16 protein-coding genes are annotated in these 16,221 nt (G+C 55.1%); 14 read left to right on the forward strand and 2 right to left on the reverse strand.

Annotated elements, in window-relative coordinates:
* Positions 1 to 3 precede the first annotated feature (3 nt).
* From E2H98_RS11785 to E2H98_RS11845, 13 genes are read left to right on the forward strand one after another with little or no spacing between them, the layout of a single operon-like run.
* Positions 4 to 558, forward strand: coding sequence for a COG4648 family protein (locus E2H98_RS11785; protein ID WP_133593310.1), 555 nt, complete (start codon positions 4 to 6; stop codon positions 556 to 558).
* The gene (locus E2H98_RS11790; RefSeq protein WP_157591366.1) at positions 555 to 1,970 is read left to right on the forward strand and encodes an AMP-binding protein; all 1,416 of its coding nucleotides are present in this window, start codon (positions 555 to 557) and stop codon (positions 1,968 to 1,970) included. Before E2H98_RS11785 ends, E2H98_RS11790 begins: the two co-directional genes overlap by 4 nt.
* Entirely contained in the window at positions 1,967 to 2,341 is a 375-nt protein-coding gene (locus E2H98_RS11795; RefSeq protein ID WP_133593313.1) for an ApeI family dehydratase, read from the forward strand. The genes E2H98_RS11790 and E2H98_RS11795 overlap by 4 nt, the downstream gene beginning before the upstream one ends.
* The gene (locus E2H98_RS11800; RefSeq protein ID WP_133593315.1) at positions 2,338 to 4,044 is read left to right on the forward strand and encodes a glycosyltransferase family 2 protein; all 1,707 of its coding nucleotides are present in this window, start codon (positions 2,338 to 2,340) and stop codon (positions 4,042 to 4,044) included. Before E2H98_RS11795 ends, E2H98_RS11800 begins: the two co-directional genes overlap by 4 nt.
* Positions 4,034 to 5,581 carry an HAL/PAL/TAL family ammonia-lyase gene (locus E2H98_RS11805; protein ID WP_133593317.1) on the forward strand — a complete coding sequence of 516 codons (1,548 nt, stop codon included), beginning with the start codon at positions 4,034 to 4,036 and terminating at the stop codon, positions 5,579 to 5,581. Before E2H98_RS11800 ends, E2H98_RS11805 begins: the two co-directional genes overlap by 11 nt.
* Positions 5,578 to 5,991 carry an acyl-CoA thioesterase gene (locus E2H98_RS11810; protein WP_133593319.1) on the forward strand — a complete coding sequence of 138 codons (414 nt, stop codon included), beginning with the start codon at positions 5,578 to 5,580 and terminating at the stop codon, positions 5,989 to 5,991. Before E2H98_RS11805 ends, E2H98_RS11810 begins: the two co-directional genes overlap by 4 nt.
* Complete coding sequence (locus E2H98_RS11815) at positions 5,988 to 6,554, forward strand: hypothetical protein (RefSeq protein ID WP_133593321.1); 567 nt, start codon at positions 5,988 to 5,990, stop codon at positions 6,552 to 6,554. The genes E2H98_RS11810 and E2H98_RS11815 overlap by 4 nt, the downstream gene beginning before the upstream one ends.
* On the forward strand, positions 6,551 to 8,833 hold the full coding sequence (locus E2H98_RS11820) for an MMPL family transporter (protein ID WP_133593323.1): 2,283 nt from the start codon (positions 6,551 to 6,553) through the stop codon (positions 8,831 to 8,833). Before E2H98_RS11815 ends, E2H98_RS11820 begins: the two co-directional genes overlap by 4 nt.
* A complete protein-coding gene (locus tag E2H98_RS11825) occupies positions 8,830 to 9,366 on the forward strand; it encodes a DUF3261 domain-containing protein (protein ID WP_133593325.1) in 537 nt (178 codons plus the stop codon). The genes E2H98_RS11820 and E2H98_RS11825 overlap by 4 nt, the downstream gene beginning before the upstream one ends.
* A 14-nt stretch (positions 9,367 to 9,380) precedes the next feature.
* Positions 9,381 to 10,547, forward strand: a complete 1,167-nt coding sequence (locus E2H98_RS11830) for a beta-ketoacyl-ACP synthase (RefSeq protein WP_133593327.1) — start codon at positions 9,381 to 9,383, stop codon at positions 10,545 to 10,547.
* A 13-nt stretch (positions 10,548 to 10,560) separates the two neighbouring features.
* Complete coding sequence (locus E2H98_RS11835; RefSeq protein WP_133593329.1) at positions 10,561 to 11,025, forward strand: ApeP family dehydratase; 465 nt, start codon at positions 10,561 to 10,563, stop codon at positions 11,023 to 11,025.
* Positions 11,022 to 11,750: a 3-ketoacyl-ACP reductase FabG2 gene (locus E2H98_RS11840; protein WP_133593331.1), complete on the forward strand. Its 729-nt coding sequence runs from the start codon at positions 11,022 to 11,024 to the stop codon at positions 11,748 to 11,750. Before E2H98_RS11835 ends, E2H98_RS11840 begins: the two co-directional genes overlap by 4 nt.
* A 1-nt stretch (position 11,751) precedes the next feature.
* A complete protein-coding gene (locus E2H98_RS11845; protein ID WP_198325108.1) occupies positions 11,752 to 12,984 on the forward strand; it encodes a beta-ketoacyl-ACP synthase in 1,233 nt (410 codons plus the stop codon).
* Between the two features lie 395 nt (positions 12,985 to 13,379).
* Here E2H98_RS11845 and E2H98_RS11850 read toward each other — a convergent pair whose 3' ends face one another.
* Together E2H98_RS11850 and E2H98_RS11855 are read right to left on the reverse strand one after the other, a co-directional pair.
* A complete protein-coding gene (locus tag E2H98_RS11850) occupies positions 13,380 to 14,180 on the reverse strand; it encodes a MipA/OmpV family protein (RefSeq protein WP_133593337.1) in 801 nt (266 codons plus the stop codon).
* 120 nt (positions 14,181 to 14,300) lie between these two features.
* Positions 14,301 to 14,783 carry a hypothetical protein gene (locus tag E2H98_RS11855; protein WP_133593339.1) on the reverse strand — a complete coding sequence of 161 codons (483 nt, stop codon included), beginning with the start codon at positions 14,781 to 14,783 and terminating at the stop codon, positions 14,301 to 14,303.
* Positions 14,784 to 14,942: 159 nt separating this feature from the next.
* On the opposite strand from E2H98_RS11855, the gene E2H98_RS11860 reads away from it, so the two are divergent.
* Positions 14,943 to 16,136 (forward strand): UbiH/UbiF/VisC/COQ6 family ubiquinone biosynthesis hydroxylase, encoded by a 1,194-nt coding sequence (locus E2H98_RS11860; RefSeq protein ID WP_133593341.1) that lies wholly within the window; start codon positions 14,943 to 14,945, stop codon positions 16,134 to 16,136.
* The last annotated feature ends 85 nt before the right edge of the window (positions 16,137 to 16,221 follow it).

A 16,221-nucleotide genomic window follows, 5' to 3' on the forward strand; every position in this document is an offset into this window, starting at 1 on the left:
CGCGTGTTTCGTGCGCTGATCACGCTGCTGCTGCTCGCTTATCCGGTCGCTGTTTATTTCGGTTTGCAATGGTTGTCAGTGCGCCATGTCGCGCTGGTGATCATCGTATTGCTGCTATTGCGCATGACCTGGATGCGCCAGTTACGCGTATTGCAAGGTTTGCAGTGGCCGGTGCTCGGTGGCGTGGCGCTGGTCGTCTTGGCATTGCTGTTTGACAGCAAGCTGGCGCTGAAATTGTATCCGGCGATGGTCAATACCGTGCTGCTCGGTTGGTTTTTGCTGACGCTCTATCAAGGTCCGCCGGCAATCGAACGTTTCGCGCGCTTACAAGATCCGGATCTCGCCGAATCCGGCGTCCGTTATACCCGCACCGTCACCAAAGTCTGGTGCGGATTTTTTATTTTGAACGGCGGCATCGCGCTCGCCACCGCACTGCTTGGCAGTGACTTTTGGTGGATGCTGTACAACGGCCTGATTGCTTATGTGCTGATGGGCGTATTGTTTGCCGGTGAATGGCTGGTGCGGCAAAAAATTCGTCAGCGCAATGCTCAATCATGATCTCGTTAACCGAATTATTACTGGCCCCGATGCCGGCAACGCGAACTATCGCGTTTAGCCAGAATAAATCGATTTCCGCTGAATCCTGGCAACAACAGGTGTTTGCCTTTGCTGACCACTATCAACAACAAAGCAGCCAGCACTACTTGCTTTGGTGCCAGAGCGCGCTGCAGTTCAGTATTCAGCTGTTTGCGCTCTGGGTCGCCGGGAAAAACGTGATCATGCCGGCCAATGGCCAGCATGAAACCCTGCAGAGACTCGCCGATAACATCGATGCTGTGGTCAGTGATGATCGCGAGTTATTGCGTGCCGCCAACAATTTGGCTTTGACTGTGCAGGCGACAGGCGAGCTGCCAACCGCACCGATTTTCACGCCGCGAGTATTGGCCACCAATGAACCGATTCTGACCCTCTATACCTCAGGCAGCAGCGGTGAACCGAAAGCCGTTTCGCGCACATTGCAGCAAATGCAAGCCGAGCTGGATACGCTGCATGCGCAGCTAAAGCCAGACACCGATGTGACCGTTATCGGCGCGGTTCCGCATCAGCATATTTATGGCTTGCTGTTCCGATTGCTTTGGCCGTTAACCGAAGGCTGGCCATTTGTCGATGAAGTCGCCGATTACCCGGAGCCGATGTTGGCGCTTTTGCAACGCCATGCACCAGCGATGTTGGTCGCCAGTCCCGCACAATTGCAGCGCTTTCCTGAGCAGTATGACTGGCCGGCTTTCACGGCTGCAGTTGAATGCTGTTTTTCCTCCGGCGCGCCGTTACCACTGGATGCCGCTTTGCAGATGCATGCCGCAACCGGACAGGCACCGATCGAAGTGCTCGGCAGTACCGAAACCGGTGGTGTCGCCTTTCGTCAACGCAATGGTCAGGATCAAGTCTGGCGCCGCTTCGATAGCGTTGCCTGTCGACTGAACGATGAAGGATGTCTTGAGGTCTGTTCGCCGGCCGCCAGTGTTGAAGGCTGGTTTGCGATGGGCGACAAGGCCGAGCTGCTTGATGACCAGCATTTCCGTCTGCTTGGTCGCGCCGATCGGATCGTCAAGGTCGAAGGCAAGCGATTGTCACTGACGGAGATGGAACGGTGCCTGCTTACCTGCCCGGAAATCGGCCAGTGCGCGCTGACCGTCTGCTATCATAACCGCGACATTGTTGCCGCCGTCATCGTGCTCAGTGAGCAGGGCGAGCAGCGCCTGCAACGCGAAGGCCGCAAAGCACTGGCCGAGTACTGGCGCCAGCATTTGCTCGGCCAGTTTGAGCGGGTGTTGTTGCCGCGCTGGTTTCGTTATCTGCCGGCCTTGCCGGTCGATGCTCGTGGCAAAACGACCCAGCAGGCGTTACAACAATTATTTTCCGAAGCGACCGGTACTGAGCCGGCCATTTCCGTTCAGGCAGAAAAATGATCAGCGGTGCATCCTCTTCTCCTTCACGTCGTTGTTTACCCGAGCTGCGCGATCAAGTGCGCAGCGATAACGCCGTGCTGTTGAGTTTGCATGTGCCGGCTGATCTGGCTTATTTCCCTGGCCATTTTCCGGCGCAAGCGATTCTGCCCGGTGTCGTGCAACTCGATTGGGTCGTGCATTTTTCCCGGCAGTTTTTTCCGCTGCAAGGCCGCTTCGCAAAAATGGAAGTGTTGAAATTCCAGCAGGTGATTTTTCCGGACCGCGACATCCAGATGCAGCTGACATTCCGATCCGACAGCGGCAAGATCGCTTTCGAAATTTTTTCCGGTGAGCAGCGCTTTGCCAGCGGCCGACTGGTGTTTCAGGCATGAGTTTTCGCCCGGCATTTTTGATCCCGAATTATCGTCATGGTCGAATGTTACCGCAGACGATAGCCGGTCTGCGTGCGTTCAATCTGCCGATCCTGATTGTCGATGATGGCAGCGGTGAACAGGATGCGGCGGTGCTGGCGATGCTTGCCGAGCAAGCAAACACTGAAGTGATTTGTCTGCCGCAGAATGGCGGCAAAGGTCATGCCGTGAAAGCGGGTTTGCGCGCGCTCTATCAACAAGGTTACAGCCATGCGTTTCAAATCGATGCCGACGGCCAACATGATCAATCGGTGGTACCGGCCTTTTTGCGCGCCGCTGAAACTCATCCGGCGCAAATTATTTGCGGCGCACCGCAATACAATGACAAGGCTCCGAAATCCCGTCTCTATGGCCGCCAGATCACCAATTTCTGGGTAACCGTCGAAACCTGGAGTCGGAAAATCAGCGACGCGATGTGCGGCTTCCGGGTTTATCCACTGCAGGCAACCGAAGCCGTGTTGAGCCGGCATCGGCTTGGCGACCGGATGGATTTCGATATCGAAATGCTGGTGCACTTGTACTGGCTTGGCTGCGACATGAGCTTCCTGCCGATTCAGGTTGATTATCCGGAAGCCGGCATTTCCCATTTCAAAGCGCTGCGCGATAACTTGCTGATCTCCTGGGCCCATACCCGTTTGTTTTTCGGCATGCTCTGGCGCACACCCCGTTTAATAGCTCGTTTGTTTTCGCGCAACGATGCGCATTGGTCAGCACAAAAAGAACGTGGCTCGATGTTTGGCATCAAGCTGCTGTTCACGATGTACAAGTTATTCGGTCGCGGATTCTTCCGGCTCTGTCTTTATCCGGTCATGGCCTATTACGTCACGTTCAACCGTGCCGGTCGTGAAGCTTCACTGGACTTTCTTGAACGTGTCGCGCGTATCGACGACAGCAAGGTGCCGAAGCAACCGGGTCGCCGTCAGGTGTTCAAACACTTCATGCAATTTGGCGAAGCGGTGCTCGACAAAATCTCCGCCTGGCGTGGCGAGCTTTCTTATCAAAGCATTCGTTTTCGCACCGAGCTGACCATGCAGCAGGTGGTCAGCAAAGGTCAGGGCGCGCTGCTGATCGGCAGTCATCTCGGCAATCTGGAAGTGGTGCGGGCGCTGGCAACGAAAACCTATTTTGACAAAATCACTGGCGTGTTCTTCACCGAGCATGCGCAGAAGTTTTCTGAATACTTAAAGCAGCAGAATCCAGAAGTGGCCAAACGCATGGTCGAAGTCAGCGACATGGGTGTCGACACCGCGATGCGTTTGCAGGAGCGCATCGATCAGGGCGAGCTGCTGGTCATTGTCGGTGATCGTACCCCGGTGCACAGCAAAGGCCGGGTCGAGTGGGTCGATTTTCTCGGCAGCCCAGCGCCGTTCCCGCAAGGACCATTCATTCTGGCCAGTGTGCTGCAATGTCCGGTTTATCTGTTTTTCTGTTGGCGCGAAGGCGAGGACATCAATGTCTTTGTTGAGCCGTTTGCCGAGCGAATCGGCAGCAATCGCCGCGAGCGCGCGAAAGCCGTCACCGAGGCGATCAAGCGCTATGCTTCAAGGCTCGAACATTACGCGTTGAAAGCGCCATATCAGTGGTTCAATTTTTTTCATTTCTGGGGTCAGGCCGAGCGGCCGTCACCGAAACCATCCTTGCTTGAGCATCATCATGGTCAATAAACAAAGCAGTGTCGTTGTCGGCGAACAAATGCTGACGGTAGAACAAGTGGTCGCTGTTGCGCGTCAACAATCCTCGGCGCAACTGGCCGACAGTGAGGCGTTCAACCAACGGGTCGATAAAGGCGCGGCATTTCTGGCGCGCTATCTGGAAAACGACGGCATCATTTACGGTGTCACGACCGGTTACGGCGACTCCTGCACGGTAACGGTGCCGGAGCAACTGGTGCGCGAACTGCCACTGCATCTGACTCGTTATCATGGCTGTGGTTTGGGAGAATACTTGTCGCCAGAACAAACGCGCGCGGTATTACTGACCCGTTTAAACAGTTTGGCTTACGGCAAAAGCGGCGTGCGTCGTGAACTGCTGCAAGGTATTACCCGCTTGCTGCAAAACAATTGGTTGCCACTGATCCCGGCCGAAGGCAGCGTCGGCGCCAGCGGTGATTTGACACCGCTCTCATACATCGGTGCAGCACTCGTTGGTGAACGTGATTTGCTGGTCGAAGGCACGCAACAAAAAGCGGCCGATGTTTATCGTCGTGCCGGTGTTAAGCCGTTGACGCTGGCACCGAAAGAGGGCCTGGCGATCATGAACGGCACCTCGGTCATGACGGCCTTGGCGTGTTTGGCCTTTTCCCGCGCCGAATACCTGACGCGCTTGTGCAGCCGCATCACCAGCATGGCTTCGCTCGCTATGCTCGGCAATCGTGAGCATTTTGATCCACGCTTGTTTGCCGTCAAACCGCATGCTGGTCAGCAGCAAATTGCGCAATGGATTTGGCAGGATTTGTCGCCGGGCAAAGCCGAAAAAGTCGGCCCGCGCCTGCAGGACCGTTATTCGATTCGCTGCGCGCCGCATGTCATTGGTGTGCTGCGTGATGCGCTCGGTTGGATGCGCCGCGATATCGAAAACGAATTGAACAGCGCCAACGACAACCCGATCATCGATGCCGATGAAGAAGTGGTCTTACACGGCGGTCATTTCTATGGCGGTCATATCGCCTTTGTTATGGACAGCATGAAAAATGCCGTCGCCAATCTTGCCGATTTGATGGATCGGCAAATGGCGCTGCTGGTCGATTCGCGTTTCAATCATGGTCTGGCGCAGAATCTTTCCGGTACATTGGGCGAGCGCGCGGCTATCAATCACGGTTTGAAAGCGGTGCAAATCGGTGTCTCAGCCTGGACTGCTGAAGCGCTGAAACTGACGATGCCGGCGTCGGTGTTCTCGCGTTCAACCGAATGCCATAACCAGGACAAAGTCAGCATGGGCACGATTGCCGCTCGCGATTGCTTGCGTGTGCTGCAATTGACCGAACAAGTGGCGGCCGGTTTGCTGATGTCGGTGGCGCAGGCGACTGAATTGCGTGGTCGTTCCGGTGAACTTGATTCGGCAACTTACTCGGCTGAACTGCGCGATACCTTGCAGGACATTCGTGCTCACTCGGCGTTCATCGATGAAGACCGCATGCTCGAACACGAATTGCGCGCGCTGACCGAAGCGGTGCAGCAACAACAGGTTCGTGCCTGCCAATGAAAGCCTTTGCGACACACCGCATCGAACTGACGGTGCCGTTTCATGACTGCGATCCGATGAATGTCGTCTGGCACGGCAATTACTTTCGCTACCTGGAATTGGCGCGCTGCGCGCTGCTGCAAACCTTCAATTACGATTACCCCGAAATGGTGGCGTCCGGTTTTGCCTGGCCGATCATCGATGCGCAAATTCGTTATATCGGTTCTGCTCGCTACAATCAGCGTCTGAGCATCACCGCAAAACTGACGGAATGGGAAAACCGTCTGCGTATCGACTACGAAATTACCGACGCAGCAACTGGCAAGCGGATAACGAAAGCGCATACGGTTCAGGTCGCGGTCAGCATGCCGGACGGAGAATTGCAGCTGATTTCGCCGCCGATCTTGAAGGCGCGGCTGGGGCTGTCATGAAAGCATTGTGGTTGACGATAATTCTGTGCGTCGCTAGCGCGTTATCGGCGGCTGAGCCGCAGCGTACGGCGTTCGTACAGAGCAAAGTGATCAAAGGTTTATCACGTCCGCTGCAAAGCCAAGGGCAACTGGTGCTGTTTCCTGAGGTTGGTCTGCTTTATCGTTTGGAAAAGCCGGTGCAAGCTGCTTATCTGATGTCAACGCAAGCACTGGTTATCGAAGAAGCAGGGCAGTTGAAAACGCTGTCCGTCGATGAGGCGCCGTGGCTGCGGGCGATGGCCGAGCTACTACCCAATGTCATCAGCGGCAACGAGCGAAAACTCAGCGAAAGTTTTGTCATCGAAAAGTTGCCAGTGGAAAAAGGTTTTCACTGGCGCTGTGTGCCACGAGACTCGGCGTTTCGTCAGGCTTTGCCGATGATCGAAATACTCGGCGAGAAAGACGTTGAAAAGGTTCGCTATGCTGATCGCAACGGCCAAATCACCGAACTGATGTTGCAGCCATTGCCGGCTTCTGCCATTAGCACCACTGAGCAACGGCTGCTGGATGCTTTGACGCCGTGAAAGCGCGGATAGGCATCTACCTGTTGATGGCCTTACTGAGCCTTTGGCTCGGTTGGCGCTTGCTGCAGGGCCATGCGTTCAACGCGGATTTGTTTTCCTTGTTGCCGGCCAGTATGCGCGACCCGGTTGCGGAACAGGCAATTGATCGGGTGCAAACCGAAGTCGGTCGTCATGTGCTGATCGTGTTGCGTGGCGAGCAGCGGGAAACGGTGCGCACGCAAGCCGGTCAGTTGATCGAGACCTTGCAACAAAGCCAGTTATTCCAACAGATCCGCTGGCGCATCGACGCCGAAGTCAGTAATCAGCTGTTTGCCTCTTTGCGACCCTTTCCGGCAAGTCTTTATACCGAACAGCAACTGTCTTTATTGAGCGGTGAAGATCCGGCCGCATTGCAAGCGCGTCTGGCCCGGCAGCTATTCAGTCCAATGACCGTCAGTATCGCTGACGGCGACGCATTCGGATTTTTGTCGGAAGCGGTCATGGCCCGGCAGTCGCAAAATTGGCGAATCGAGATCGATGATGGTCTGATGCGTCTACCGAATGCCGAAGGCTATGCGCTGTTAATCGATTTATTGGCACCGGAAAACTTTTTCGATTTTGACTGGCAGCGCCAGGCTTACCAATTGCTGCAACAAAGTGAACAACAAATCGAGTCGGCCGGTGTCGAATGGCGTGCCACCGGTACCTTGATGTATGCCGCGCAAGCAAGGATGCAAACCGAGGCCGATATTCGATTGATCTCAACGATCAGTCTGATTGGCGTCACGCTGCTGCTGGCTTTCGGTTTGCGCCGTTTTCAGGACCTGTGCTGGTATCTGTCTGCCGTCGCCAGCAGTCTGTTATCGGCGACCGCAGTAAGCCTGTTGGTGTTTGGCGAGTTGCATTTGATCACGCTGGTGTTCGGCACGGTGCTGATCGGTATTGCCGGTGATTACGCCATTCACTGGTTGTTTCACCGGCAGGTGCCAACGACGGCAAACGAAGATCGGCATTTGCATCAATCGCTGCTGCTGGCCATGCTGACGACGCTGGCGGCGTTCCTGGCGATGCTGCTGACGCCGTTCGCGGCTTTTCAACAGATTGCGGTATTTTGTTCGGCCGGATTATTCGGTGCTTACGCTTTTGTTCGTTGGGGTTTTCCGGCAGCCCATCAGCAACTGCGGCGAGCCGTTGAGCCGCGCTGGTGTAAGTGGCTGATCGCCCGGTCGGCGCAGCAACAACCGCGAATCTCCATCATTCTGCTTATGCTGACGGGCTTGGCCATCGTGACCATACCGGGTTGGCTACGGTTACGCATTGACGACGACGTGCGCAGCCTGCAGCAACGCGACCACCAGTTGTTGCAAGACCAACAACAGATTCAACAATGGCTCGGTCGACACACCGAGCAGCAATTCTTTTTGGTCCAGGCCAGCGATGAACAGGCGCTATTGCAGCAAGAGCTGGCGCTACAGCTACAGCTCGAATCACTGCAACAGCAACAGGCAATAGATGGTTGGCAGGCGCTATCGCAGTGGGTAAAACCCACCGAGCAGCAGCAACAGCGACAGCAGCTTATCGAAGCTGCTGTCGCTGCTGATGGCACGATGACGCAGTCGCTGCAGGCATTGGGTTTGAGCGAGCAAGAAAGCCGGCAACTGATCGCAACAATGCCATCATTGAAGTTGCTTTCCGTAGATGAATTTTTGGCGACGCCGATCGGTCAAGGTATGCAGATGCAATGGCTCGGTGAAAATGAAGGCAGTGTCGCCAGCATTGTCACCTTGAGCGGTATACACGATCGTGATGCGGTGGCGGCACTGCAGCTCGACGGTGTGCAGTTTATCGACAAAGCCAGCCGTATCTCGGAACGATTCGCCGAATTTCGCAAGACCGCGACGCTCTATGTCGTGCTGGCGTTGGCGCTGGTTATTTTGTTGTTGATTTGGCAGCGCGGTTTACGCACTGCGTTGCAACTCTGGTTGCCGAGTGTGGCAGCGCTGGCCTGTGCCGTGGCGGCATTGGGTTATCTGCAATTGCCATTCAATCTGTTTGCCAGTGTCGGTTTGTTGCTGGTGCTCGGCATCGGTTTTGATTTCGCGTTGTTTTTATCGGAAACGCCGGCCAGTGTTTATCGTTTGCGCGCCGTGGCCTATTCGGCGATTACCAACATCCTGAGTTTTGGTTTGCTCAGCTTCAGCGGCCTGCCGGCCGTGAATGTATTTGGCATCACGGTCTTCGTCGGGGTCAGCGCTGCGCTGTTGTTTGCGCCGAGTGTGTGGTGGTGGAAAAAAGTATGAGAGGACTCATTCTGGTTTTGGCACTGATGCTCAGTGCCTGCGCATCCAAACCCTGTGTCCGCACGGCTGACGGCCCGTGGTGCGCGGCGAAGCTGCCGCCCGAGCCACCGTTTCGTGAACAGGAACAATCGCTGATCATGGCACGTGAGGGTGTGCGTCAGCAGGCGATAGCGACGGTATTATGGACGCCGGAGTTCGTTGAACAGACGTTGCTGACACCATTTGGCGAAAGTTTATATCGCTTGCGCTTTCAAGGCGAAACGCTTGAGTTCGAACGCGGTGCACTGCCATTTGCGTTTGCACCGGAATATGCGTTGCTGGATATGCAATTGATGATTTGGCCGGTGGCGCTGCTACGCACTACACTGCCGAGTGGGTGGCGTCTGGAAACCGATGCCAGCGATGGCCGGATGTTGTTTGACGATCAGCAGTTGGTCGCCGAGGTCAAGGTAGGCGCGGATGGTCAGCGCCATTTGATCCATCATCAACGCCGTTATGAGTTATGGGTCACGCCGTTGGCGACCCTTCCTTAAGTTTGAAAATGATCATGAGCACCGCTGTTTACCTTTCCGAGCCGGGTATCGTTTCACCATTGGGTGCGACGCTTACCGCCAATGCCGAGGCGCTGTTTGCCGGCAAACGACAGCTGATGCTCGACCAGGATTTGTATCCGGGACGCCGTGTTCGTGTCGGTCGCGCCAGCGCTGAATTGTTGCCGGTGCCGGAAAGTTTGCGCGAGTTTGATTGCCGCAATAATCAGTTGTTGTTGACGGCATTGCAGTCGTTACTGCCGGTTATTTCGGAACTGAAAACCAACACAGCGTCAGCACGCATCGGTGTGGTCATTGGCTCATCGACGTCCGGAATTTCCGCCGGCGAGCAGGCCATCGCCCAGCAACTGCAAAACGGTGAGCGGCCGAAAGCGTTCAATTATCGGCAACAGGAAATTGGCACGCCTGCGCTTTTTGTTGCGCGTTATCTTGAGCTGAACGGACCGGCCTTGACGATATCCACGGCCTGCACGTCCAGCACGCAAGCATTTATCTCGGCCCGCGCATTGATCGAAGCCGATCTCTGTGATGCCGTTGTGGTTGGCGGTGCCGACTCTCTGTGTCAGTTGACGATACAGGGCTTCTCGGCACTGGAATCGTATTCGGAAAATTTCTGTCAGCCGTTTGCACAATCGCGTGATGGCATCAATATCGGCGAAGGCGCGATCGTTTTCATTCTCGGTAAATCACCAACGCCATACCGTTTGCTCGGTGCGGGCGCCAGCAGCGATGCCCATCATATTTCCGCACCGCATCCGGAAGGCGTGGGTGCCGAACAGGCTATACACGCGGCACTTGCCGATGCAGGCTTGTCGGCTGAGGCCATCGATTACGTTAATTTGCACGGTACCGCGACGCCGAAGAACGATGAAATGGAAGCGGCGGTCATGCACCGGGTATTTGGCGGTGAGCTGCCGTGCAGCAGCACCAAGTCGCTGACCGGGCATATGCTCGGTGCGGCTGGCGCGATGGAAGTCGCAGCCTGCCTGCTGGCGCTGAAGCAGCAACAACTGCCGGTACAAACAGCGCCGATGCCGTATGATCCGGTTTTGCCAGCGCTGAATCTGGTGACGGTGCCGTCGCAAGCTACGCTGAACACTGTCATGAGCACCAACTATGCCTTTGGCGGCAGTAATGTCGCGCTGATCCTGCAGCGCGCCTGATTGAATAACGAGCATGAGTGAAAAGAAATTCTGGCCCATTGAGGATTTGATCCCGCATCGCGGTGAGATGATTCTGATTGATGCGCTGATCGATTACACCGACAACAGTGTCGATGTTGCCTGCACGCCAAAAGCTGGCGGTTTGTTTATCGACGAACAACAGCAGATGCCGGGCTGGGTTGGTATTGAACTGATGGCCCAGGCGATTGCCTCGTTCGCCGGTGTTAGTGCCCGTTTGCGTGGCGAAGAGCCGAAAGTTGGTTTTCTGCTAGGCACTCGTGCCTATACGGCGCATGTTGACCATTTTCCCGTTGGCCAATCCTTCACGATTCGGGCAACGCAGTTGTACCTGGATGAAGGTGGCCTGGGCTCGTTCGACTGTCGTATTTTTATCGGTGAACAGATTCTCGCTGAAGCGGCCGTCAATGTTTTCGAGCCAAAAGATTTTTACGGTTATTTGAAAGGAGTGCAGCAATGAGCGGACGCCGTATTCTGGTCACCGGTTCCAGTCGGGGAATTGGTTTGGCGATTGCTGAAGCGCTGGCGCAGGATGGTTTTCATGTCGTCGTCCACGGTCGCCGCGATGCCACCCAATTGCAGGAAATTGCCGAGCGATTGAGTAGCACCGGCGGCAGCGCTTCCTGGCTGCAGTTTGATATTGCTGATCGCGAAGCCGCGAAAGCGGCGCTGGAAAATGAAATCGAAGCCAACGGTGCTTTTTATGGTGTTGTCGCCAACGCTGGCATCGCTCGTGACAACGCCTTTCCGGCGTTGACTTCGGAAGAATGGGATGGCGTAATCCATACCAATCTCGACAGTTTCTATAACGTCATTCATCCGCTGGTGATGCCGATGGTGCGCGCACGCAAGGGCGGCCGCATCGTTACCTTGTCATCGGTTTCCGGTATCGCCGGCAATCGTGGCCAGGTCAATTACAGTGCTGCCAAAGCGGGCATTATCGGAGCAACCAAAGCGCTGGCGATTGAACTGGCTTCGCGCAACATCACGGTCAATTGTGTTGCACCAGGTTTGATCGAAACCGATATGATCGATCAAGAGCTTCTCGACGAAGCCATGAAAATGATTCCGGCCAAGCGCGTCGGCAAACCACAGGAAGTCGCGGCATTGGTGCGTTTCTTATGCTCGGATGCGGCCGGGTACATCACCCGTCAGGTTATCTCGATCAACGGTGGCATGGTCTGAAATGAAAACCCATCGCGTCGTCGTTACCGGCATGGCCGGTATCACCAGTCTCGGTAGCGACTGGCAAAGCATTGCTGACCATATTCAGCAAAAGCGCAGCGGCATTCGCTATATGCCGGATTGGGAACGCTTTGATGGGTTGAATACTCGCCTCGGTGGTCCGGTCGCTGATTTTGTTTTGCCCTCGCATTATTCCCGCAAGAAAACGCGCAGCATGGGCCGGGTCAGTCAGTTGGCCACGGTGGCCACCGAAAACGCGCTGCGTGATGCGGGTTTGCTCGACGACGAATCGATCAAAGACGGACGCATGGGCATTTCCTATGGTGCTTCGGCTGGCAGCATGGAGCCGATCAAACATTTCGGTAATATGCTCAATACCGGTTCTTTGGCCGGCATTACCTCAGCCAGCTATGTGCAAATGATGGCGCATACGGCGCCGGTCAATCTCGCCGTTTTTTTTGAATTGAAAGGCCGGGTGATCACCACCAGCTCGGCCTGCACTTCCGGTTCACAAGGCATCGGTTATGCCTATGAGGCGATCAAATACGGCAAGCAAGTCATGATGGTCGCCGGTGGTGCCGAGGAGCAAACCGGTGCTGAAGCCGTCGTGTTCGACACGCTGTTCGCGACCAGCACAAAAAACGACGCGCCAAGCACAACACCGAGACCGTTTGATCGTGACCGTGATGGCCTCGTTTGCGGCGAAGGCGCAGGCACCCTGATTCTGGAATCGCTGGAACATGCGCAGGCGCGCGGCGCAAAAATCTACGCGGAAATCGTTGGTTATGGCACCAATTCTGATGGCGCTCATATCACCCAGCCAGAGTCGGCGACGATGGCGGTAGCAATGCAACTGGCGCTGGCCGATGCTGGCTTGTCGCCGGAGCAGATTGGCTATGTCAATGCTCATGGCACCGCTACCGATCGCGGTGATATTGCTGAGTCGCAGGCAACGCAGAAAATTTTCGGCGAGCGCATGCCGATCTCATCGCTGAAAAGTTATTTCGGCCATACTCTTGGTGCTTGCGGTGCCATCGAAGCCTGGCTCAGCATCGAGATGATGAACCGGAACTGGTTTGCGCCAACCTTGAATCTGCACAACGTTGATCCGCAATGTGGTGTGCTTGATTACCTGATGGATGCGCCGCGACAACTCAATGTTGAGTTTGTCATGAGCAACAACTTTGCGTTTGGTGGAATCAACACCTCATTGATCTTTAAACGGTGGGGTTAGAAAAGATGAAATTGGTTTCGGCTTCTGACATCCACGCAATCCTTTTAAGTTGGATTTCCGGAGAGATAAGCGAAACGGACGTGAAGTCTTGGGCAGAAGCTCGATTTTGTACAAGCCAATTTGAAGTCGAGTCCGAAGCTGCAAATGAAGTGCTAGGTCGCCTTGATAGACTGGATATAGATCTCACGACAAAAGGAGACGCGGCGAAATTGATTGAGGCGTTGACTGCATCCAACTTTCGGGCGCTGCTAACCTCCTTAGATTCGTCGGTCGATATTCAACAGCGAAAAGTTCAACTGAAAGAGCATCCATTTTATTCACGATTCTGTGTCTAACTTCAATGCAGTGGATGGTTGAACTAGTAATTTTGGACGTTCAATTCGTGGGTCTTTTTCTCACCAGATCCACGCAGCAGCAACACCTAGCGCAATATTCTGTTCGTCGCGCACCAGTGGCGAGTCAGCAAATTCCGCATCGCTGATATCGAAATAACGTAGAAACACTGCAGTCCACAACTGCCCTTGCCGGCGTGTGATACCAGCGCTGTAGCGCCAACCGCCGTAACCAGCATTGGCTTCGTATGCCGCTCGCGTGGTCGTGACAAATTCCGGTGCAACACCATAAAAATAATTGTGTTGACGCTCGTCGCCCCAAACCAGAGCCAGCGAATGTTCAAATGACCAATACGTTTCTTGCTGCTGCCAATCATGGCGATTAAAGAGCTGCCATTGTGCTGCCCAGCCGGCGTTCTGGTAATCGGTGAAATCGCTGGCGATGGCTTTACGAATCGCGATATCGGTGCGCCAGTAAGAGTCTGCTTTTTCAGCAAAGCGGAACTGCAACCACGGGCCGACTTCCAACGTCGGCATCAAATCTGGCATGCCTTCGCGAGCGTTGTTATCTTCGCTGTTGACCGGTAGGCTGCCGGAGAAATTCAGGTCCAGGCGCCAGCGTTTGTTTTCCAATAACTCGCGGTTGATCAATTGCCGGTCAATACGCCAATCCTTGCCGATATAACGCACATAAGGAAATGGCCAAGCGGTTTCCCGGGTCTGATCGGAACCGATGTAGTCCGGTAGGTGCAGAACCGTTGCGCCGAGACCAAGCTCCAACTTCCCTTGCTCCAGCTCATCGCTGGCAATAACAATCGCATTGTTGGCAGCAAGTAAAACGATCAGCGCGAGCGATTTTTTCATTGTTGATGTTCGTCTAATTTTTTAACGCGATAGGCTATTGTCGATTTTTCCGCCGCGCTTCTCAAGCCAGTTAGCGCGGAATGAGCATTAGCCTTCAGCACTTTTCGTCGTTGTTGACGTTCAGTTCGATAGCTTGGCGAGTATGTCTTGTTGATTCATCTGTCGCTGCACTTGCGCAACCAGCGCGGCCGGATTTTGGCCTTCGCTCAGCGGCTTGGCATGTTGCGACATATTTAATGTTATCGATTGCCCGACATGATTGCTGATAATTTTTTCCAGCGTCGCGATGTCTTTGACGGCATCCTGCGTTAGTTGAATGACATGGACATCATCTGGAGAGGCATGATCGTTGCTGGACGTCAGAATGCTCTTTTGCCCTTTCGGTAAATAGATTGTGCCATTGGTGATGTCGACAGCGAACGCGATGACGCCGGGGACGACGAACAGCAGTAAACTCAAGCTGTCCATGACGATCACCGCCGGGTCCAGTTCGCCACCGGTTTGGCCTCGACGTTCCGGATACAAGACATAACCACAACCGGTGGTTTGCAACAAAAACGTCGTCAGCGCGGTGACGCAGGCGAAACGGGAAAAGGTTTGCATGATTGGCTCTTCGTTAGCTTGTGCATCGAAAAATTATAGCGGCGCGCCGTTTGGCGTCCGCCCCTGAATGATTGAATCTGGTACTGGTTCACAAAGAGGGTAACGACCAATATCTGCTGCGTTATACTGCGCCAGCCTTCATTCGGTTTACTTCTATTGATGAACAAACGCAGCGAATTCCCCATTGTGATCGCCGGCGGCGGTCTTGTCGGTTTGGCGACGGCCTGCCTGTTGGCTGAGGCCGATATGGCGGTAACGGTGCTGGAAGGCAAACCGTCGGCCAATCACTGGCAGGCCGAGCATACCGATTTGCGCGTTGTGGCGTTGACTCGCGCCAGCCAGTTGCTGTTGGAGCGAATTGGCGCTTGGCGCGGTGTCATCAGCCGTCGCTTGTCGCCGTACCGGGCGATGCAGGTGTGGGATGGCGAGGGCAGCGGTGAAATTCGTTTTACCGCCAATGAAGTCGGCGAACCGGACCTCGGTCATATCATTGAATTGTCCGCCATCGAAACGGCGTTATTGGAGCAACTGAAACATCATCGCCACGCCAGCATTCGCTACGGCGTATCGGTGCAGGATTTTCGCGTCGGCGATCAGCGGGTGCATCTGACACTTTCTGATCAAAGCTTTCTGCCGGCCAGCTTGTTGATAGCCGCCGATGGCGCTGAATCCGGTTTGCGCGAAAAAGCTGGCATTGCTCACGCTCGTGAGGCGTATCAGCATACGGCGTTGATTGCCCAGATCCACTGCGAACAGCCGCATCAGCAAACTGCTTGGCAGCGCTTTACCCGCAGCGGCCCACTGGCCTTGCTGCCACTTTCCGATAGCCATCAATGCTCGATTGTCTGGTCGGTGCCGGCGGATGAAGCCGAGCGCTATCTGGCGCTCGATGATGCCGCATTTGGCGGCGTGCTGAGCGCCGCGTTTGAGCATCGCTTGGGGCGTTTGATGCCGATGAGCGCGCGTCATGCCTTTCCATTGATTGAACGCCAGGCCGAGCGCTATATCGGCGAGCGCTTGGCGCTACTTGGTGATGCCGCGCATACGATGCACCCGTTGGCCGGTCAGGGCCTGAACCTCGGTCTGCAGGATGTCGAATGCCTCGCTGATCAACTGATTCGCGCCGCCAAAGCTGGTGTTGATCCGGGCCAGCCGGGTTTGCTGCGCCGCTATGAACGGATTCGCCGCTCGGAAGCGACGCTGATGCTGACGGTCGTCAAAGGCTTCAAGCAGCTATTTACCAACCATCCGATGCCACTGGTTTTGGCCCGTAACGCGGGCATGTCTCTGCTCAATGGCCATGGCTTTGCCAAGGCGCAAATCATCCGGGCGGCGATGGGGCTGGGTTCCTGAACTAACCGGATTTTCTCGGCTATAGTGTGAAAACGCTAGGATCTTATTGTCCTGAAGTCGAGCGCTTGATTTGAGTGAACCCGGT

The sequence above is a fragment of the Permianibacter aggregans genome, from assembly GCF_009756665.1.
In the GTDB taxonomy this organism is placed as follows: domain Bacteria; phylum Pseudomonadota; class Gammaproteobacteria; order Enterobacterales; family Permianibacteraceae; genus Permianibacter; species Permianibacter aggregans.

Excerpts from the sequence above, each read along its gene's own strand:
- E2H98_RS11790 (WP_157591366.1), top strand. The coding sequence starts at position 555 with ATGATCTCGTTAACCGAATTATTACTGGCCCCGATGCCGGCAACGCGA.
- E2H98_RS11795 (WP_133593313.1), top strand. The coding sequence starts at position 1,967 with ATGATCAGCGGTGCATCCTCTTCTCCTTCACGTCGTTGTTTACCCGAG.
- E2H98_RS11800 (WP_133593315.1), top strand. The coding sequence starts at position 2,338 with ATGAGTTTTCGCCCGGCATTTTTGATCCCGAATTATCGTCATGGTCGA.
- E2H98_RS11805 (WP_133593317.1), top strand. The coding sequence starts at position 4,034 with ATGGTCAATAAACAAAGCAGTGTCGTTGTCGGCGAACAAATGCTGACG.
- E2H98_RS11810 (WP_133593319.1), top strand. The coding sequence starts at position 5,578 with ATGAAAGCCTTTGCGACACACCGCATCGAACTGACGGTGCCGTTTCAT.
- E2H98_RS11815 (WP_133593321.1), top strand. The coding sequence starts at position 5,988 with ATGAAAGCATTGTGGTTGACGATAATTCTGTGCGTCGCTAGCGCGTTA.
- E2H98_RS11825 (WP_133593325.1), top strand. The coding sequence starts at position 8,830 with ATGAGAGGACTCATTCTGGTTTTGGCACTGATGCTCAGTGCCTGCGCA.
- E2H98_RS11830 (WP_133593327.1), top strand. The coding sequence starts at position 9,381 with ATGAGCACCGCTGTTTACCTTTCCGAGCCGGGTATCGTTTCACCATTG.
- E2H98_RS11835 (WP_133593329.1), top strand. The coding sequence starts at position 10,561 with ATGAGTGAAAAGAAATTCTGGCCCATTGAGGATTTGATCCCGCATCGC.
- E2H98_RS11840 (WP_133593331.1), top strand. The coding sequence starts at position 11,022 with ATGAGCGGACGCCGTATTCTGGTCACCGGTTCCAGTCGGGGAATTGGT.
- E2H98_RS11845 (WP_198325108.1), top strand. The coding sequence starts at position 11,752 with ATGAAAACCCATCGCGTCGTCGTTACCGGCATGGCCGGTATCACCAGT.
- E2H98_RS11850 (WP_133593337.1), bottom strand. The coding sequence starts at position 14,180 with ATGAAAAAATCGCTCGCGCTGATCGTTTTACTTGCTGCCAACAATGCG.
- E2H98_RS11855 (WP_133593339.1), bottom strand. The coding sequence starts at position 14,783 with ATGCAAACCTTTTCCCGTTTCGCCTGCGTCACCGCGCTGACGACGTTT.
- E2H98_RS11860 (WP_133593341.1), top strand. The coding sequence starts at position 14,943 with ATGAACAAACGCAGCGAATTCCCCATTGTGATCGCCGGCGGCGGTCTT.